Origin of the sequence: Pseudomonas khorasanensis (assembly GCF_014268505.2) — a bacterium.
Lineage (GTDB): Bacteria > Pseudomonadota > Gammaproteobacteria > Pseudomonadales > Pseudomonadaceae > Aquipseudomonas > Aquipseudomonas khorasanensis.
Genome location: NZ_JABWQP020000011.1, coordinates 85,027 through 101,602 on the forward strand (window position 1 = coordinate 85,027; position 16,576 = coordinate 101,602).

General features: G+C 59.7%; 19 protein-coding genes. 9 read left to right on the forward strand and 10 right to left on the reverse strand.

Features of this window, described 5'->3' with window-relative positions; translation table 11 throughout:
• Positions 1–6: 6 nt before the first annotated feature.
• Positions 7–915 carry a MurR/RpiR family transcriptional regulator gene (locus HU727_RS20275; RefSeq protein ID WP_186533351.1) on the reverse strand — a complete coding sequence of 303 codons (909 nt, stop codon included), beginning with the start codon at positions 913–915 and terminating at the stop codon, positions 7–9.
• Positions 916–1,319: 404 nt separating this feature from the next.
• Between HU727_RS20275 and HU727_RS20280 the strand changes: the two genes are divergently transcribed.
• The 3 genes from HU727_RS20280 (at position 1,320) to HU727_RS20290 (ending at position 3,875) form a co-directional block, all read left to right on the forward strand.
• A complete protein-coding gene (locus HU727_RS20280; RefSeq protein ID WP_016775095.1) occupies positions 1,320–1,724 on the forward strand; it encodes a TraR/DksA family transcriptional regulator in 405 nt (134 codons plus the stop codon).
• Positions 1,725–2,333: 609 nt separating this feature from the next.
• A complete protein-coding gene (locus HU727_RS20285) occupies positions 2,334–3,557 on the forward strand; it encodes a methyl-accepting chemotaxis protein (RefSeq protein ID WP_437180430.1) in 1,224 nt (407 codons plus the stop codon).
• Between the two features lie 114 nt (positions 3,558–3,671).
• Positions 3,672–3,875, forward strand: a complete 204-nt coding sequence (locus HU727_RS20290) for a hypothetical protein (RefSeq protein ID WP_186533349.1) — start codon at positions 3,672–3,674, stop codon at positions 3,873–3,875.
• A gap of 6 nt (positions 3,876–3,881) precedes the next feature.
• Here HU727_RS20290 and HU727_RS20295 read toward each other — a convergent pair whose 3' ends face one another.
• Both HU727_RS20295 and HU727_RS20300 read right to left on the reverse strand, forming a co-directional pair.
• Entirely contained in the window at positions 3,882–4,121 is a 240-nt protein-coding gene (locus HU727_RS20295; RefSeq protein WP_186533348.1) for a DUF2789 family protein, read from the reverse strand.
• Between the two features lie 50 nt (positions 4,122–4,171).
• Positions 4,172–4,384 (reverse strand): hypothetical protein, encoded by a 213-nt coding sequence (locus HU727_RS20300; RefSeq protein ID WP_225919875.1) that lies wholly within the window; start codon positions 4,382–4,384, stop codon positions 4,172–4,174.
• A 459-nt stretch (positions 4,385–4,843) separates the two neighbouring features.
• Between HU727_RS20300 and HU727_RS20305 the strand changes: the two genes are divergently transcribed.
• From HU727_RS20305 to HU727_RS20315, 4 genes are all read left to right on the forward strand, one after another.
• Positions 4,844–5,314, forward strand: a complete 471-nt coding sequence (locus HU727_RS20305; RefSeq protein WP_367617018.1) for a hypothetical protein — start codon at positions 4,844–4,846, stop codon at positions 5,312–5,314.
• Positions 5,311–5,508, forward strand: a complete 198-nt coding sequence (locus tag HU727_RS25780; protein WP_367617019.1) for a hypothetical protein — start codon at positions 5,311–5,313, stop codon at positions 5,506–5,508. Before HU727_RS20305 ends, HU727_RS25780 begins: the two co-directional genes overlap by 4 nt.
• A gap of 125 nt (positions 5,509–5,633) precedes the next feature.
• Positions 5,634–6,650, forward strand: a complete 1,017-nt coding sequence (locus HU727_RS20310) for an ABC transporter substrate-binding protein (protein ID WP_186533346.1) — start codon at positions 5,634–5,636, stop codon at positions 6,648–6,650.
• Between the two features lie 90 nt (positions 6,651–6,740).
• Complete coding sequence (locus HU727_RS20315; RefSeq protein WP_186533345.1) at positions 6,741–7,181, forward strand: DUF3995 domain-containing protein; 441 nt, start codon at positions 6,741–6,743, stop codon at positions 7,179–7,181.
• Positions 7,182–7,246: 65 nt separating this feature from the next.
• On the opposite strand, the gene HU727_RS20320 is transcribed toward HU727_RS20315, so the two are convergent.
• The 7 genes from HU727_RS20320 to HU727_RS20350 all read right to left on the reverse strand — a co-directional run bounded on the left by HU727_RS20320 (position 7,247) and on the right by HU727_RS20350 (position 14,486).
• Positions 7,247–7,609, reverse strand: a complete 363-nt coding sequence (locus tag HU727_RS20320; protein ID WP_186533344.1) for a Na+/H+ antiporter subunit G — start codon at positions 7,607–7,609, stop codon at positions 7,247–7,249.
• On the reverse strand, positions 7,606–7,884 hold the full coding sequence (locus HU727_RS20325) for a K+/H+ antiporter subunit F (RefSeq protein WP_071172757.1): 279 nt from the start codon (positions 7,882–7,884) through the stop codon (positions 7,606–7,608). The genes HU727_RS20320 and HU727_RS20325 overlap by 4 nt, the downstream gene beginning before the upstream one ends.
• Positions 7,881–8,369 (reverse strand): Na+/H+ antiporter subunit E, encoded by a 489-nt coding sequence (locus tag HU727_RS20330; RefSeq protein WP_186533343.1) that lies wholly within the window; start codon positions 8,367–8,369, stop codon positions 7,881–7,883. Before HU727_RS20330 ends, HU727_RS20325 begins: the two co-directional genes overlap by 4 nt.
• Entirely contained in the window at positions 8,366–10,045 is a 1,680-nt protein-coding gene (locus HU727_RS20335; RefSeq protein WP_186533342.1) for a monovalent cation/H+ antiporter subunit D, read from the reverse strand. The genes HU727_RS20330 and HU727_RS20335 overlap by 4 nt, the downstream gene beginning before the upstream one ends.
• Positions 10,042–10,386 carry a Na+/H+ antiporter subunit C gene (locus HU727_RS20340; RefSeq protein ID WP_016775082.1) on the reverse strand — a complete coding sequence of 115 codons (345 nt, stop codon included), beginning with the start codon at positions 10,384–10,386 and terminating at the stop codon, positions 10,042–10,044. Before HU727_RS20340 ends, HU727_RS20335 begins: the two co-directional genes overlap by 4 nt.
• The gene (locus HU727_RS20345; protein WP_186533341.1) at positions 10,386–13,304 is read right to left on the reverse strand and encodes a monovalent cation/H+ antiporter subunit A; all 2,919 of its coding nucleotides are present in this window, start codon (positions 13,302–13,304) and stop codon (positions 10,386–10,388) included. Before HU727_RS20345 ends, HU727_RS20340 begins: the two co-directional genes overlap by 1 nt.
• Before the next feature lie 246 nt (positions 13,305–13,550).
• Entirely contained in the window at positions 13,551–14,486 is a 936-nt protein-coding gene (locus HU727_RS20350) for a DMT family transporter (RefSeq protein ID WP_186533340.1), read from the reverse strand.
• An 86-nt stretch (positions 14,487–14,572) separates the two neighbouring features.
• Here HU727_RS20350 and HU727_RS20355 point away from each other — a divergent pair, with 86 nt between their 5' ends.
• Positions 14,573–15,136, forward strand: coding sequence for a helix-turn-helix domain-containing protein (locus HU727_RS20355; protein WP_186533339.1), 564 nt, complete (start codon positions 14,573–14,575; stop codon positions 15,134–15,136).
• Complete coding sequence (locus tag HU727_RS20360; RefSeq protein ID WP_186533338.1) at positions 15,136–16,539, forward strand: FAD/NAD(P)-binding protein; 1,404 nt, start codon at positions 15,136–15,138, stop codon at positions 16,537–16,539. The genes HU727_RS20355 and HU727_RS20360 overlap by 1 nt, the downstream gene beginning before the upstream one ends.
• The last annotated feature ends 37 nt before the right edge of the window (positions 16,540–16,576 follow it).

Consider the following 16,576-nt stretch of genomic DNA (forward strand, 5'->3'; position numbering starts at 1 on the left):
CAATTGTCAGTCGCCAAACCCGGCCTGCTCGTGAATCTCATCAACGTTCAACCCCAGCCGATACGCCACAGCCACGAACAGCGCCTGACACAAGCACAGCGTTGCGCTCAGCGAACGAAACGCCAGCGCGCTGCCTTCATTGACCAGCAGCACGCTATTGGCGAGTTTTGCCAGCGGTGAGAGAGGGCTGTCGGTGATGATCAGGGCATTGGCGTTTTGCTGCCGGGCGAAGCGCAGGCAATGCTCGGTTTCCTTCGCGTAGGGCACGAAACTGACGGCAATGACCAGATCGTTCGCGCGCACGCTACGCATTTGCTCGCGATAGCTGCCGCCGATGCCGGAAACGAGGTGAATGCGTTTCTGGGTGTGCTGCAGGTTGTAGACGAGGTAGTCGGCCACGGCGAAAGAGCGGCGTACGCCCACCACATAGATGTCGTCGGCATCGACGATAAGGTCGACGGCTGTTTCAAACGCAGCTTCGTCGAGTTCGCGGCTCAGACATTCAATGCCCGATAGCGTTGCGTCGATGCACTCGCGGGCGAGGTCGCCGCTGTTGGCAGTGTGCGACTTGTTGGCGATCAGGCTGCGGACCCGCTGCTGGTAGTTCTGCACGGGCGTGGCTTTGTGCGTCCAGGCCTGGCGAAACAGCGCCTGCATTTCGCTGAAGCCGCTGAAACCGAAGCGCTGGGAGAAACGCACGATGGCTGACGGATGCACCTCGCACTCGCGGGCGATGTCGCTGATGCGATCAACCATGATCCGATCGCTTTGCTGGGTAATGTAACTGGCGATGCGTTTGAGCTGGCGTGGCAGGGCGTCGTATTCGTCGGTGATCAGTTGCAGCAGGCGCTCGGCATTGCTCGGTGGGCCGGCAAGTGCATCCTCGTCGGTGGCCGGCAGATCGGGGCGGGGCATAGGGCATCCTTCAGGCGGATTGATCACGCGTTGGGCCTGATAATAGTGGGGCTGCGTGGGGTCTGCTGTGCTGAAACGATGCACCGCGTGAATAAAGATTTCACCGGGCGGCGCATTGCCGTCAGCCGTTTGTCTTCTATATACAGCCGCTCGACTGAATTTCTTGCTATAAACGCACTCCGATTGCCGTGTGAAGCCTGTGTCAGAGCAGTTTCCTGGTCCTGTCGGACAAATTCCCTGTATTTACAGTTGCTGAGGCCTTGATCGGGCCTTAGACTGCCGCCCCTCGTAAATTGAGTGCCGGGTGGCGTTTGCAATAAAACGATGCCTTTTCGACGACCCCACACGGTTCGCCGAAACGCTCCCTTATTCGCCTTAATGCACGTTTTTTTATAGAGATATCAATGACAAAGGACAAGTTGCTGGCCATGCCGGCAGATGACTACATGAATGCAGAGCAACACGCTTTCTTCACTGAGCTGTTGCAGAACATGAAAGTCGAAACCCACGAGCGCATTGAGCAAAATCGTATCGCTATCGAAAGCCTGGACACTCCGGCTGACCCGGCGGACGCGGCTTCGGTTGAAGAAGAGCGCACCTGGCTGGTCAACGCGATCGATCGCGACCAGCGCATGCTGCCGCAACTGGAACAAGCCCTTGAGCGTATCAAGGACGACAGCTTCGGCTGGTGCGACGACAGCGGCGAGGCCATTGGCCTGAAGCGCCTGCTGATCAGCCCGACCACCAAGTACTGCATCGAAGCTCAAGAACGTCACGAGCAAATCGACAAGCACCAGCGTCAGGCCTGATTTCGCACGGCAGCCCACGCCTGTGGGCTGCCTGGAAAAGATCGCAGCCTTCGGTAGCTCCTGCAGGGAGTGACTGAAGGCTGCGATCTTTGTTTTTGCTCGTCTGCGATATTTCCCCGCCGTTCCATTGACCTGCCACAGACCCCACGACTAACGGACCATGGATAATGGCGTTGTAGTGGCGTTTAATGCAGTCACAACAATGAGAACAAACGTGGGGTGATGAAGATGACGAGAGACGGATCTCTGGTTGCGGCGCTGCCCGCACCAGTGCTTTTGCCAAAAAAACGCTGGATCGCACCGACTCTGCAGAGCATCGCCCTGATGCTGTTGCTGGCCGGCATGGCCATGGCCGATGGGGCGCTGTATATCGGCATGCCACTGGCGGTGCTGATTATCTGGCTACCCCGACTGCGTTCACGCACCGTTCCTCATGCTGTACCGGTCGATACCTCCAGCGCGTTGTCCGCGCTGACCCGTGATCTTTCCTACACCACCAGCCATAACGCGCTGTCAGCCGCTGGCGTGGCGTTCTCCGTCAAGGCGCTGGCGAGCAAACTCCAATCGCAACTCGACGCGGCGGCGCAGATCGTCAGCAGCGCCGAGGTGATGATCGCCACTGAACAAGCGACATCGCAGCTCAGCCGTGAAGCACTGAACGCTGCCAGCGAGGCGCACCACAGCAGCGCGGCGGGGCGTAGCGAACTGCTCGACTCCATCTCCCGCATGCACCAGCTCAGTCAGCGCGCCAATGCCAGTCGCGAGTTGATCGAAGCCCTCAGCGTGCGCAGTGACGACATACAGCGGGTGACGCTGGTGATTCAGTCGATTGCCAGCCAGACCAATCTGCTGGCTTTGAACGCAGCCATTGAAGCGGCCCGGGCCGGTGAACATGGTCGCGGTTTCGCCGTGGTCGCCGACGAGGTGCGCGGCTTGGCGGCGCGTACGGCGGCTGCGACGGGCGAGGTCGGTGAGATGGTCGCTGACATTCAGCAGCGGACGACTCAGGTGGTGGCGCAAATTCGCGAATTATCGAGTGATCTGCACACTGGCGTCGAACAGGTCGAGCACACCGGTCAGCATCTTGAGAACATCGCGCGACTGGCGGCCGGGGTGGAAGCTCAGGTGAGCGAGATCGCCCGTGGCGCGCAAACCAATCGCGAGCAACTCGACGGACTGTTTATCGCCGTCGAGCAAATGCGCAGCGACCTGGCAATCAGCGATCAACAGACCCGCCGTCTCGCCGAGGCGGCTGTGCAAATGGAAGGGCAGGCGGAAACCATCAGCGAGCGTCTGGCCGAGGTGGGCCTGGACGACTACCACCAGCGCATTTATGACTTGGCCCGGGAAGGTGCGAGCCAGATCGCGTTACGCTTCGAGGCGGACGTTGAGCAGGGCCGGATCAGCCTGGAGGACTTGTTCGATCGCACCTATCAGTCGATTCCAGGTACCGAACCGGCCAAGTATCAGACCCGTTTCGATCGCTACACCGATCAGGTATTGCCGGCGATTCAGGAACCGTTGCTGCTGCGCCACGAAGGGCTGGTGTTCGCGATCGCCTGCACGCAGCAAGGGTATGTGCCAACGCATAACCAGGCGTTCAGTCAGCCGTTGACCGGTGATGTCAAGGTCGACACGGTGAACAACCGCACCAAGCGCAAATTTGCCGACCGCACCGGAATCCGTTGCGGCAGCCATCAGAAACCGGTGCTGTTGCAAACTTACACGCGCGACACTGGCGAACTCATGCACGATCTTTCGGTGCCAATCATGATAGGCGGGCGGCACTGGGGCGGGTTGCGTCTGGGTTATAAACCTGAGAGCCCGCGCTGATCGATTGTTACGGTTGACGCAATGAATCTGTGCACGGCCATTGCTGTTTCCTCACGAAGGAAGGCTATAACCTGACCACTTAGTTAGGTAGCTATTTATTTCGGAGGAAGCCACATGCATTGCAGGGTGGATATTGCGGTGATGATCGGCAGCGGTGTGCCGGCCGGTCTGCGCGCAATGGGTCGGAGCGTTTGCTGGGTGGTTTTGCTCAACGGTGAGCGTCGCGGCACGGCGTTCGCCAGCCGTGATGAGGCGGAAGAGTGCAAGGCCGCCTGGCTCGAACAACTGAACATCGAGCCCGGCGATCGCCTGCACTGATCGCCCTTATTTGCCGCGGTGCAGGCGTACGTTCAGCTCATCGACAATGGGTGCTTCTTCGCCATCCGCAAGCAGCCAGTCTTTGAGTAATTGCGCCTGTTGCGGCGTCCAGAAATCGGCATCGATGAGTTTGGTATCCGGGTCCAGCGGATGGTCTTCGACAAAGTCGTTGATCGACGCCTCATCCGACGGCAAGCCCAACTGTTCAAAAAGGGTGGTCAGGTTAAGCTCGGTTGGCAGTTCCATCATCTACTCCTGGGTCGGTGCCGGTACGGCTTGTTCGTTCACTCCCCTTATCAGAGGCAGCCGCTGGCGTGGAGTTCGATTTTTGATTCAAGCGAGCGGGCGAGGGCGCACGCTTCGTTGTGGTTGCCGCGGAAACCTCTGACAAGTCCCGTTGATGTTTCCTTGATGTGAAAGAAAGCGATCCCTGCGGGCACCACTTGAAAGTTCGGGGTTTGGTGATTGTTAGAAGATGTCGGCAGGTGATCGAGTCCACCAACATGCATCGCCAGAGGTCTGTTGATTCGCGCGTCAGCCGACGTGGCAAAATGAGTCAAAGTGCACATGTGAAGTCCTTTTCATCAGTCGGCCGGGATTTAACGGCCTTTGCGGGTAGTCGTAATGAGCATCGCTGCTCTAGAATCGCCAGTACCTGTTGACGACCGGGCTTATCTAAAGCAATTTTTCGCCAGCGATATGTCGGAAGAGTGCTTTTTTTCGTGAGAAATTTCCCTAAAGTTCGAAGTCAGATTCGCTCCAGTCGCACTTGAGGCTTTTTCCTTCAAGGTTTGGCGATTCCAGAGCGGGTTTCACTAATGACAATCCAGTAGTCTACGAACCTCGCGATTCATAAGCGCCTTTCTCGCTTCGGGTTTTTGAGTGATTTGGCAGTTTTCATCGGCTTGGCCGTTTCTTCGCCGTGCGCGTTTTTCGGTGCACGGTTTTTCAGATGTGGGGATGTTTCTTTGGCAGTCAGTAATCTCGATATGCATGCTTTGTTCGTGCTGGGTGATTTGCGCGCAAAGCTGGTCAAGCAATTCCAATCACGTTTTGTTTACATCACCGAGCAAAACGCCGAAGGCATTTACGTCGCTGAGATCGATACCGAGAGTGCGTTGGTCGTCGATGACAAACCGGGGCTTAAACTCAAGGTTGGCGATCACTTCATCGCGTCGGTTCTGCCCAGCCGTGAAGGCGGCAAGCTGGACATCCGCTTTCGGGACATCAAGCTGACGGTCTACGGCTTGGGCGATTACGCGTTCGTCAGCACCGCCGACGGTCACGCGATTCTGTTCAAGGAAGGTCATAACGTCGTGACTGTGTTTGCCGCCAACGAGCAGTTGCAGGAAGGCTTGACCAAAACCTTGAAAGCCGTCACCGCCAAGGCCGCGAAATGGCGCAAAGGCGAACTGGTGACCTTCAAGGCCAGCGAGTGAGTCGCGCAGAGTTTCATTCGCAGAACCTGCAAAGCGCATGCGAAGAAGCGCAGCGATTGTTCGCCAGAAAAGGCGAACTGCAAGGTGCGTGGCTGGGATGGGTGGCCTCGCATATTTATGCGCTGCGACCTGCGGCCTACGCCAGCATGGTAAGACGCGAGCTGCAAAAGCTGCAGGAAAAATCTGAAACGTAGCCTCGTGCGCAGCATGCCCCGGAAAAAGCAGGAACCTCGGCTAAAGTCAGTGGACTGAGTAATTCCAGGCTTGCGCTCCAGTCAGGCCAAACTGCCATTGCTGTGAACAGCACGAGGTGCAATGCATGAAAGGATTTCGACGGTTACTGGCCGCCAGCGTGGCGACGTTCGGTTTGCTGGCGTCAGCCCAAGCGGTAACGGCGGCACAGGCACCGATCCACTTTGCCGACCTTAATTGGGAAAGCGGCAGTCTGATCACCGAGGTGCTGCGGGTCATCGTCGAGAAGGGCTATGGCCTGCCGACCGATACCTTGCCCGGCACCACCATCACGCTGGAAACCGCGCTGGCCAATAACGACATTCAGGTCATTGGCGAGGAGTGGGCCGGGCGCAGTCCGGTCTGGATCAAGGCCGAAGCTGAAGGCAAGGTCGTGGGCCTTGGCGATACGGTGAAGGGCGCTACCGAAGGCTGGTGGGTACCTGAATACGTGATCAAGGGGGACCCGGCCAAAGGCATCAAGCCGCTGGCGCCGGATTTGCGCAGTGTCGCTGATCTGAAAAAATACAAGGACGTGTTCAAGGACCCGGAAAGCCCTGGCAAAGGTCGCTTCCTGAACAGCCCGATCGGCTGGACCTCGGAAGTGGTCAACAAGCAGAAACTCACGGCTTACGGCTTGCAGTACGATTACACCAACTTCCGCAGCGGCTCGGGTGCGGCGCTGGACGCCGAGATCAGTTCTTCGATTCGTCGCGGCAAACCGGTGCTGTTCTATTACTGGTCGCCGACGCCACTGCTGGGCAAGTTCAAACTGGTGCAGCTGGAAGAGCCGCCGTTTGATGCCGAGGCCTGGAAGACGCTCACGGATGCCGATAACGCCAATCCAAAACCGACCCGCTCCCTGGCGTCCAGGCTGTCGATCGGCGTGTCTGCGCCGTTTCAGAAGCAGCATCCGCAGATTGCCGAGTTCTTCAGCAAGGTGGACTTTCCGATCGAACCGTTGAACAAGGCGCTGGCAGACATGAGTGAGAAACACACCGCCCCTCGTGAGGCGGCGGTGGCATTCATGAAAGCGCATCCGGATGTGTGGCAGGCGTGGCTGGCCAAGGATGTGGCTGACAAGGTGACGGCTGATCTGAGATAACGGCTCAAGGCACCGTACCGCCGACCGGTCGTGCAAGCGCAGGAAATCCGACTACGATGGTTGTTCAAATCCCTTTCAAGGATTTCAACCATGACCTTTGTGTTGGCTCAATGGCTGGTGACTGTCTTCGCGGCAATCGGTCTGATGCACGTGTATTGGGCGCTAGGTGGGCAATGGGCGGCGGCGGTGGTGGTGCCGCAAGTGCCGGTGTCGGGCTTCGTCGCCACGGTGCGACCGGCGTTCAACCCCTCAGGCTGGCTGACTCTGCTGGTCGCGGCTGCGCTGCTGGTGATTGCTGCGCTGGTGTGTATGCGAGTCGGCTGGGGAATCCCGGCGGTGCAGCACAAGGCACTGCAATGGGTGATCAGCGCCATTGCGCTGCTGATGTTTGCCCGGGCGATCGGTGATTCGAACCTGGTGGGGTTTTTCAAGGAAGTGAAGGATTCGCGCTTTGCGCGGCTTGATACGTGGGTATATTCGCCGTTGTGTGCGGCGCTTGGGGCGGGGCTGTTGGCGGTGGCTTGGGTCTAGAAAAGCAAAGTCAAAAGATCGTCCGATCGCGGCCCGAGCCTTCGGACGATCTTTGAATTGAATACCTACCGACCACTTTCAGTCCGACGACTGCTGACCTCAGCCGGTACGTCATCGCCAGCCATACGCTTGCGGAACAACGCCGCCCGCGCCAGCAACAGGGTCGTCACCGGCACGGTGATCGCCAGCAGGACCGGAATCAGCCAGGCATGCACCACCGGCCCGGACTTCAACGCCGAAAAGCAGATGATCGACGCCAGTGCTACACACCACGCACCGATCGTCGAGGCCAGCGCTGGCGGGTGCATGCGCTGGAAGTAATCCTTCATGCGCAGCAGTCCGGTTGCGCCAAGCAATGTAAACACGCCGCTGAGCACCAGCAGAATGGCCACTGGAACCTCGATCCACAAAGACAAGTCGGCATTCATTCGATCACCTCGCCACGCAGCAGGAATTTCGCCAGGGCAAACGAGCCGACGAAGCCGAACAGCGCGATGAGTAGCGCTGCTTCGAAGTAAGTGTCACTGGCGTACCGAATGCCCAGCGTCAGCATCATCAGCATGGCGACGATGTACAGGTAGTCCAGCGCCAGTACCCGGTCCTGAGCCGACGGCCCCTTGAACAGGCGCACCAGGGTCAGCGCCATCGCCAAGCAGTAAAGGAACAGCGTCAGCAGAATCGCGTTCGACAGTAGTGGACTCATTCGAAAATCTCCATCAACGGCCGCTCGTAAGTGCTCTTGAAGTGCTCTATAAACTGCGCCTCGTCGTCCAGATCCCAGACGTGCAGCAACAGTACACTGCGGTCCAGTGCCAGTTCCGACCATACGGTGCCAGGCACCACGGTGCAGATCATCGCCAGTGCCGCCAGACCGTGGGCGTCGCGCAAGTCCAGCGGCACTTTGATAAAGCACGAGTTGGGCGGGCGACGACCGGCGCGGAGTACACCTCTTGCAACGATCAGGTTTGACATGATCACGTCGCGTCCGACCAGGAAGAACAGGCGCACAATGGTGCCGGGTCGGCGGATGTGCGCACGTTTCGGGCGCAACTTGCGCATCATCAAAGGTGCGGCGAAACCCAGCGCGGCGCCGAGTAACAGGTTGCCTGGGCTGACCGACAGGTTCAGCGTCAGCCACAGGATCCACAGTGCAAGCGATAACCAGGGAGCCGGGAACAGTCGATTCATGGCTGCGCCTCCTGCATGTCGGCTTTGGCTTGCGGGCCTGGGACGGCACGGGTACCGAGGACGGCCAGCACGTATTGCTGTGGATTGGCCAGCGCATCGGCGGTTGCCTGGGTGTAGCGCAACAGTGGTTCAGCCTTGAAGGTCAAAGCGATGCTCAGCGCGAGCAGCAGGAAAATCGGCGCGCATTCCAGTTTGCGCAACAACGGCGACGGGCGTTCTTCTGGCGTCCAGAATCGCTGGATGCCAAGGCGAGAGAACGCCATCAAGGAGGCGAGCCCGGTAAGAATCAGCAGTGCCAACAATCCCCATGCACCGGGGGACAGCGGTGCCTCAATGCCCAGACCCAGCGGGTTGAGCAATGCACCGATCAGGCTGAGCTTGCCGATAAATCCGGACAGCGGCGGCATACCGATTATCAGCAGCGCGCAGGCAATGAAGCTCAAACCGAGGAAGGCCATGGTCCACGGAATGACCTGACCGACCACGGCTTTCTGTTCGTCGTCGAGGTTGATGCCTTTTGGCGGCTGCAGAGATTCCTGTGGGCGCGGCAGTAACTCGCTTTCGTCTTCCAGCGGAATCTCGTTGGCTGAACGTGAGCGCTCGATCAATTCGGCGAGCAGGAACAGCGCGCTCAGCGCCAGCGTCGAGCTGACCAGATAGAAAAGCGCCGCACCGATCAGGTTTGGCTGGGCAAAACCAATCGCCGAAAGGAGGATGCCTGCCGACACCAGGATGCTCAGGCTGGCCATGCGCTCCAGCCGTTGCGCGGCAAGAATCGCCAGCGCCGCAACGGCCATGGTCGCCATGCCGCCGTAGATCAGCCAGTCGCCGCCGAAATAGGCCGAAGCACCGGCCTGTCCTGAGAACAACAGTGTCCATAATCGCAGCAAGGTGTAGACGCCGACCTTGGTCATGATCGCGAACATCGCCGCCACCGGCGCGCTGGCCGAGGAATAAGCCGGCACCAACCAGAAGTTCAGCGGCCACATGCCAGCCTTGGCCAGAAATGCGACCGCGAGAATCCCCGCGCCGGCATGCAGCAAACCACGATCGGCCTCGGGCACCAGCGGGATTTTCATGGCCAGGTCGGCCATGTTCAGCGTGCCGGTGACCCCATAGATCAGCGCGGCGCCGATCAGGAACAACGAGGAGGCGAGCAGGTTGATGGAGATGTAGTGCAAACCTGACGACACCCGCGCCCGGCCGGACCCATGCAGCAGCAAGCCGTAGGAGGCGGCGAGCAACACTTCGAAGAACACGAACAGGTTGAACAGGTCCGCCGTCAGGAAGGCGCCATACAGGCCCATCAGCTGAATCTGAAACAGCGCGTGGAAACTCGACCCCGCACCGTCCCAGCGCGCCATGGCAAAGAGCAGGGCGCTGACGCCGATGATTCCCGTCAGCACCAGCATCAGTGCGGACAAACGATCAACCACAAGAACGATGCCGAACGGTGCCTGCCAGTTGCCCGGCAAATACACACCGATCGAGCCGGGTACACCGGTGGTTTGGGTCCATTGCAGCAGCATCACCGAAATGAACAGGCCGACAAGGCTGGAGAACAGGTTGATTTTCGCTTTCAGCGGCCGGTGTTTCTCGCCCAGCATCAGCATGATCGCGGCGGTCAGCAGTGGCAGCAGAATTGGTGCTGCGATCAGGTGAGTCATTGCCATCATTCTTTAGGCTCCCGGCCGTCGACGTGGTCGGTGCCGGTCAAGCCGCGCGAGGCGAGCAAAACGACAAGAAACAGAGCGGTCATGGCGAAGCTGATGACGATAGCCGTCAGCACGAGTGCCTGGGGCAGCGGGTCGGTGTAGTGCAGCAGATCCTGGGTTACGCCGTCCTTGATCACCGGCTCTTTGCCGATGAACAGGCTGCCCATGCTGAAAATAAACAGGTTGACTGCATACGACAGCAGGCACAGGCCCATGACCACCTGAAACGTTCGCGGTCGCAGGATCAGCCAGACCCCGGACGCGGCGAGAATGCCGATGGCGATTGCGATGACTTCTTCCATCAGACGGCTCCTTTGCTGGCGACGGACTTGGGCAGCGACGCGGTCTTGTGACCTCGCACCGATTGGTGGGCGAGGGCGGTGAGGATCAGCAGCGTTGAACCGACCACTACGGCATACACGCCGACGTCGAAGAACAGCGCACTGGCGATATGGATATCGCCCAGCAGCGGCACGCTGATGTGCCAGGTGTGGGTGGTCAGGAACGGGTAACCCGCCACCATCGCGCCCAGGCCGGTGGCCGTGGCGAACAGCAGCCCGGTGCCCATCCAGCGCAATGGACGCAGGCTCATCTGCGCCTCGACCCACTGGGTACCGGCAACCATGTATTGCAGGATGAAGGCCACCGACATCACCAGCCCGGCGACAAAACCCCCACCCGGTTGATTGTGCCCACGCATGAACAGATAGAACGACACCACCAGCGCGATAGGCAGCAGCAGGCGAACCAGCACCGCCGGGACCATCATGAAGCCGAGCGCGGTGTCGCTGGCCGAACGCGGGTTGACCAGATCGGTAACCACGTCGGGAGCGAGCAGGCGTTGCTGGGCCGGCAACTGCAGGCTTTCCTTCGGCGGGCGAAAACGGCGCAGCAGGGCAAACACGGTCAGGGCCACGGCGACCAGCACCGTAATTTCGCCCAGGGTGTCGAAACCACGGAAGTCCACCAGCATCACGTTGACCACATTGCTGCCGCCGCCCTCGGGCAAGGCGCGGCTGAGGTAGAACGAGGAAATGTGGTTCGGCGTCTGGCGGGTGAGCATGGCGTAGGACAGCAAGGCCATGCCGGCACCCACGGCAATCGACAGCAGCAAGTCGCGTAGACGGCGAATGCGCGCCTTGCGCAGGCTGCTCGGCAGTGGCGAGACTTCTTCTATCCGACGCGGTAGCCAGCGCAGGCCGAGAAGGATCAATACGGTGGTCACCACTTCGACCGCCAGTTGCGTCAGCGCAAGGTCCGGCGCGGAGAACCAGACAAAGGTCACGCAGGTCATCAGGCCACAGACGCTGACCATGGTCAGCGCGGCGAGACGGTGATATTTGGCCTGCCATGCGGCGCCGAGCGCACAGGCTATCGCCAGCAGCCACAAGGTCACGAAGACGATGGATCCGGGGATTTTCGGCCGGTCGCCCCAGCTCAGGCTGCTGTGCAGCATCGGAATCAGGCCGGCAAGTACGGCGGCCGATACCATCAGGAACAACTGCATCTGCAAGCGCTTGGTCCCGAGTCGCCGTTCGACGCGACGAGCCATGCGCATCATCATCACCAGACTTCGTTCAAACAGACGCTTGCCATTGAAGCGGCCCACCAGCGGGGGGTATTTGAAGCGGCCAAGTTTGAGCTGCTTGCGCAGCAGCAGATACAGGACGATGCCGCCGGACATGGCGATGAGGCTCATGACCATCGGTGCGTTCAGGCCGTGCCATATGGCTAGGCTGTATTCCGGCAGCACACCGCCGACAACCGGTAATGCGGCTGCGGCGAGCAATGGGCCGACGATCTGTGCCGGGAAAATCCCCACCAACAGGCAGGTGAAGACCAGCAACTCGACCGGTGCACGCATCCAGCGCGGCGGTTCGTGCGGCGTGTGCGGGAGATCCTTGGCAGGCGGGCCGAAGAACACATCGACGGTGAAGCGCAGCGAATAAGCGACACTGAACATGCCAGCGATGGTGGCCACGATCGGCAGACTGGTTTCGACCCACGCCGTGGCGTTGATGAACACGGTTTCAGCGAAGAACATTTCTTTCGAGAGGAAACCATTGAGCAACGGAACGCCAGCCATCGAGGCGCTGGCGACCATCGCCAGCGTCGCTGTGAACGGGATCAGTTTGATCAGGCCGCTGAGCTTGCGGATGTCACGGGTGCCGCTTTCGTGGTCGATGATGCCGGCGGCCATGAACAGCGAGGCTTTGAACGTGGCGTGATTGAGAATGTGAAACACCGCCGCGACAGCGGCCAGTGGACTGTTGAGGCCCAACAGCAACGTGATCAGGCCGAGATGGCTGATGGTCGAGTAGGCCAGCAAACCTTTGAGATCGTTCTGGAACATCGCGCAATACGCGCCGAGCAACAACGTACAGGCGCCGGCACCGCTGACGATGTAGAACCATTCTTCACTGCCAGACAGCGAAGGCCACAGACGCGCAAGGAGGAAGACCCCGGCCTTGACCATGGTTGCCGAGTGCAGATACGCCGAGACGGGCGTCGGTGCCGCCATCGCATGGGGTAGCCAGAAGTGAAACGGGAATTGGGCGCTTTTGCTGAGTGCGCCGATCAGGATGAGAGGCAGCAGAACAGGGTAGAGGGCATGTGCGCGGATCAGATCGCCGGCGGCCAGGACCTTGTCCAGGTCATAGCTGCCGACAACATGGCCGAGGATCATGACCCCCGCCAGCAGGCATAACCCGCCGGCACCGGTGACCATAAGCGCCATATAGGCGCCACGCCGGGCGTCGGCGCGATGGTGCCAGTATCCGATCAGCAGGAACGAGAAGAGGCTGGTCAGCTCCCAGAAAAATACGATTTGAATCAGATTGCCGGAGATTACCAACCCCAGCATGGCGCCCATGAACGCCAGAAAAAACGCGAAGAAACGCGGGACGGGATCGTCCGGGGACATGTAATAACGGGCATACAGGGACACGAGCGTACCGATGCCCAGGACCAGCATCGAGAACAACCAGGCAAAGCCGTCCATGCGCAGAATGAAGTTCAGGCCCAGACTGGGCAACCACATGAACTCTTCGCGGATCACGCCACCGTGGGCGATTTGCGGGTACAACATCGCGACCTGGACGGTGCCGATCAAAGCGACCAGGCCAGCAAGCAGTGATTCGGCATTGCGCGCATTGTGCGGCAGCATCGCTGCCAGACAGCTGCCAATGAATGGCAGAAGCAGTAGAACTATCAGGGACATAGGCTTCTAATCTGCGGAAGTTTGTGAAGCATCATACGTGCCAGTTCCCCGATCACCAAATGCCAGGATGTCTCAGAATCCTACAAAGTAGACCGAAAATATGTGTTTGGCGCTGTTTCAGGGATGGATATGTTGCCGCAGATGGCCTCATCGCGAGCAGGCTCATTCCTGGAATTTGAAACGCTTGCGCCTGCAGGCGTGAGACTGCTCGTGACAGCCGTTAATCGTGAATGCACATTTCTGAGTTTAACCCTGCGTCTCCCGCTCCAGCTCATCCTGCGTTTGAACAACCTTCCCCTTGGTCTTCAGTTCGCTGACAATTACCGCCGCGACAATCAACCCGGCGCCCACCAAGGCGATGGCCGGCAACCGCTCCCCTGCAATCCGTCCGACAATGCCGGCCCACACGGGTTCACCGGCGTAGATCAGCGTTGCCCGAGTTGGCGAAACACTTTTTTGCGCCCAGTTCATCGCCACCTGAATCGCCGCGCTCGCAGCTCCCAGGCCCAAAGCCGTTGCAAACAATAACCAGGAAAAGTCCGGTATCACTTCGCCGGTGGGCACCATCAGCAGAAACGACAACGCCGCTGTCACCGCCAGTTGCACCACCGTTACGCGTCGAACGTCCACCTGCCCGGCGAAGGTGCTGATCAGGATGATTTCGGCGGCAATGGCGACGGCGCTTATCAGCGTGGCAATTTCACCGGGACTGAAGTTCAACGCGGCACCCGAGGGCCCCGACAACAGCATCAAACCGGTAAACGCCAGCATGATGCCGATGCTTGGCATCAACCCGGGACGCCGGCCCAGCACCAGCCATTGCAGTAACGGCACGAACGGCACGTACAACGCCGTAATAAAGGCAGACTGACTGCTCGGAATGCTTTGCAACCCGACGGTCTGCAAGCCGTAGCCGAGCATGATTGCCACGCCGATAAACGACCCAGCCTTGACCTCGAACAAGGTCAGATCGCGCAGGCGACGCCAGGAGAACAGCGCAACAATGGCTGCCGCCGCCGCAAAGCGCAGCCCTACGAAAAACATTGGGCCGCTCACCGTCATCGCGTGCTGGACCAGCAGAAACGTGCCGCCCCAGATCATGGTGATCAGCACCAGCACGCACTCGGCTTTGCTGAAACGGGAGAAACGAAGGGGAGTGGGGGAGCTGTCTGGCGACGTCATGACCTTGCGCACTATAAAAAGGAGGCCGCACAATGCGGCGCAACGTTGCGCAGTATACTGCCCAACCCCACCGAGTGAGCAATATAGTGCACAAAGATTCGACTCAGCGGGCATCCGTCCTGCAACACGTCAGCCTGAACGTGCGGCGCCTGCGCCACGCAGCCGACATGAGCCAAACCGCCCTGGCGGAAAAATCCGGAGTCAGTCGACGCATGCTGGTGGCGATCGAGGCGGGGGAAAAGAATGTCAGCCTGACCACGCTTGATCGTGTGGCCGAAGCCCTTGAAGTCGCCTTCAGCGATCTGATTCAGGCGCCCGAAGCCCGAGATCCGAGCCGGATCAACGAGGTCGCCTGGGCAGGCAAGATACCGGGCAGCAGAGCGGTGCTCCTGTCCAAAGCCACCGCGACTCGCGAGGTCGAGCAGTGGGAATGGTGCCTGCAACCGGGCGAAGTCTATCCGTCACAACCGGACGCCGATGGCTGGAGCGAGCAGATTTATGTGTTTGAGGGCTGTCTGACGCTGATGCTGGGCGATCAGCCGCAGCGCATCGGCAAGGGAGAGTTTTTTATGTTCGCCAGCAATCAGCCGCATTGCTACCGCAACGATGGCGATGTCGCGGCGCGGTTCGTGCGCAATGTGGTGATTTGATGGAGCGCTACGCAGACATTCTCATTATCGGCGGCGGCCTCAGCGGTACGATGCTGGCGGTGCAATTGCTGCGCCTGCCTTTGCAACAGAGGATTTTAATCATTGAGCCGCGTGCCGAACTGGGGCGAGGCGAGGCTTACAGCGCCACCGAATTGGGGCATACGCTCAATGGCAACGCGGCGAGGATGAGCGTTGACCCGGATAACCCTGATGATCTTACGCAATGGTTGACCACGTATATCGCTGACGGCGGTTGGCCGGAGTCGGCTGATCAGGATGTCCCGATCAGTGAGCTGTTTGCGCCTCGTGGATTATTCGGTGTCTATGTTCAAGAGCGTCTTGCGCAGGCTCAGGTTGTCGGTGCGCGGCAGGGCTCGACCGTTGCTCACGTCCGTGCTGAGGTCACAGACTTGCAAATCAATGGCGGCGAGGTGCAGCTGACCCTGAGCGATGGCCAGCATTTGCGAGGCAGTCGCGCCGTACTTGCCACCGGCATGTTCCCCGCCGCCCGCACACCGCAGACGCACTCCAGCGGCCTCAACGCCGCCGCGCTCGATCCGTGGGATGTCGCCGCGATGCGCGATCTTGATCCGCAATCCACCGTGCTGATCATCGGTTCCGGTTTGACCATGGTCGATGCTGTCGTGTCGCTGGAGCAGGCTGGCCATCGTGGGCCTATCGAGGTGTTTTCCCGGCACGGCTTGCTGCCACACGTTCGTCGTCAACCGCCGGCCTGGGTAGATTTTCTTGGCGAGGATTTCAGTATCAGCACACCCCGTCAGTTGTTGCGCGAAGTGCGTCGGCATTGCCGCGACGCCATCGCACAAGGCGTCGACTGGCAGGCGCCGCTGGATACGGTCCGGGGGCACATTGCTCGGTTGTGGAGTCAGGCGACGGACGTTCAGCGTCGACAATTCGTACGGCATGTGCGGCCGTGGTGGGAGAGTCATCACCATCGTTCGCCGCCCCTGAGTGCCGAGCTGATCGAGCGTCTGCATAGTGAAGAACGCTTACGTATTCATGCTGCCTCGTTCAAGGGGCTTGAATCAGATAATGGCGACGTTGTGACCATTCGCATCCGTCCGCGTGGGCAAATTGATACTTGCTTGATGAGCGGTGCGGCGTTGATCAACTCCAGCGGCATCGAGTACGACTGGCGGCGGGTCGCTCGACCGTTACCGCAGCAATTGCTGGCGCGGGGTTTGGTGCAGCCGGGTCCGTTGGCGTTAGGGATCGCAGCCGTTGAAGGTGCGGTGGTGGACGCCGAAGGGCGGGTGAGTGATCGGTTGTTTGCCATGGGCCCGCCGTTGCGCGGGATGTGGTGGGAAAGCACGGCGGTGTCGGATGTGGCAGCGCAGGCCAAGGCGTTGGCGGGGCGGTTGGTGAATAACCTGAGAGATTAATGTGTACTCTTGGGCCTCTTCGCGAGCAAGCTCGCTC

Excerpts from the sequence above, each read along its gene's own strand:
- HU727_RS20320 (WP_186533344.1), bottom strand. The coding sequence starts at position 7,609 with ATGAATGCCGACTTGTCTTTGTGGATCGAGGTTCCAGTGGCCATTCTG.
- HU727_RS20310 (WP_186533346.1), top strand. The coding sequence starts at position 5,634 with ATGAAAGGATTTCGACGGTTACTGGCCGCCAGCGTGGCGACGTTCGGT.
- HU727_RS20350 (WP_186533340.1), bottom strand. The coding sequence starts at position 14,486 with ATGACGTCGCCAGACAGCTCCCCCACTCCCCTTCGTTTCTCCCGTTTC.
- HU727_RS20285 (WP_437180430.1), top strand. The coding sequence starts at position 2,334 with ATGATCGCCACTGAACAAGCGACATCGCAGCTCAGCCGTGAAGCACTG.
- HU727_RS20290 (WP_186533349.1), top strand. The coding sequence starts at position 3,672 with ATGCATTGCAGGGTGGATATTGCGGTGATGATCGGCAGCGGTGTGCCG.
- HU727_RS20280 (WP_016775095.1), top strand. The coding sequence starts at position 1,320 with ATGACAAAGGACAAGTTGCTGGCCATGCCGGCAGATGACTACATGAAT.
- HU727_RS20275 (WP_186533351.1), bottom strand. The coding sequence starts at position 915 with ATGCCCCGCCCCGATCTGCCGGCCACCGACGAGGATGCACTTGCCGGC.
- HU727_RS20315 (WP_186533345.1), top strand. The coding sequence starts at position 6,741 with ATGACCTTTGTGTTGGCTCAATGGCTGGTGACTGTCTTCGCGGCAATC.
- HU727_RS20300 (WP_225919875.1), bottom strand. The coding sequence starts at position 4,384 with ATGCATGTTGGTGGACTCGATCACCTGCCGACATCTTCTAACAATCAC.
- HU727_RS20335 (WP_186533342.1), bottom strand. The coding sequence starts at position 10,045 with ATGATGGCAATGACTCACCTGATCGCAGCACCAATTCTGCTGCCACTG.
- HU727_RS20330 (WP_186533343.1), bottom strand. The coding sequence starts at position 8,369 with ATGAATCGACTGTTCCCGGCTCCCTGGTTATCGCTTGCACTGTGGATC.
- HU727_RS20325 (WP_071172757.1), bottom strand. The coding sequence starts at position 7,884 with ATGAGTCCACTACTGTCGAACGCGATTCTGCTGACGCTGTTCCTTTAC.
- HU727_RS20360 (WP_186533338.1), top strand. The coding sequence starts at position 15,136 with ATGGAGCGCTACGCAGACATTCTCATTATCGGCGGCGGCCTCAGCGGT.
- HU727_RS20295 (WP_186533348.1), bottom strand. The coding sequence starts at position 4,121 with ATGGAACTGCCAACCGAGCTTAACCTGACCACCCTTTTTGAACAGTTG.
- HU727_RS20345 (WP_186533341.1), bottom strand. The coding sequence starts at position 13,304 with ATGTCCCTGATAGTTCTACTGCTTCTGCCATTCATTGGCAGCTGTCTG.
- HU727_RS20340 (WP_016775082.1), bottom strand. The coding sequence starts at position 10,386 with ATGGAAGAAGTCATCGCAATCGCCATCGGCATTCTCGCCGCGTCCGGG.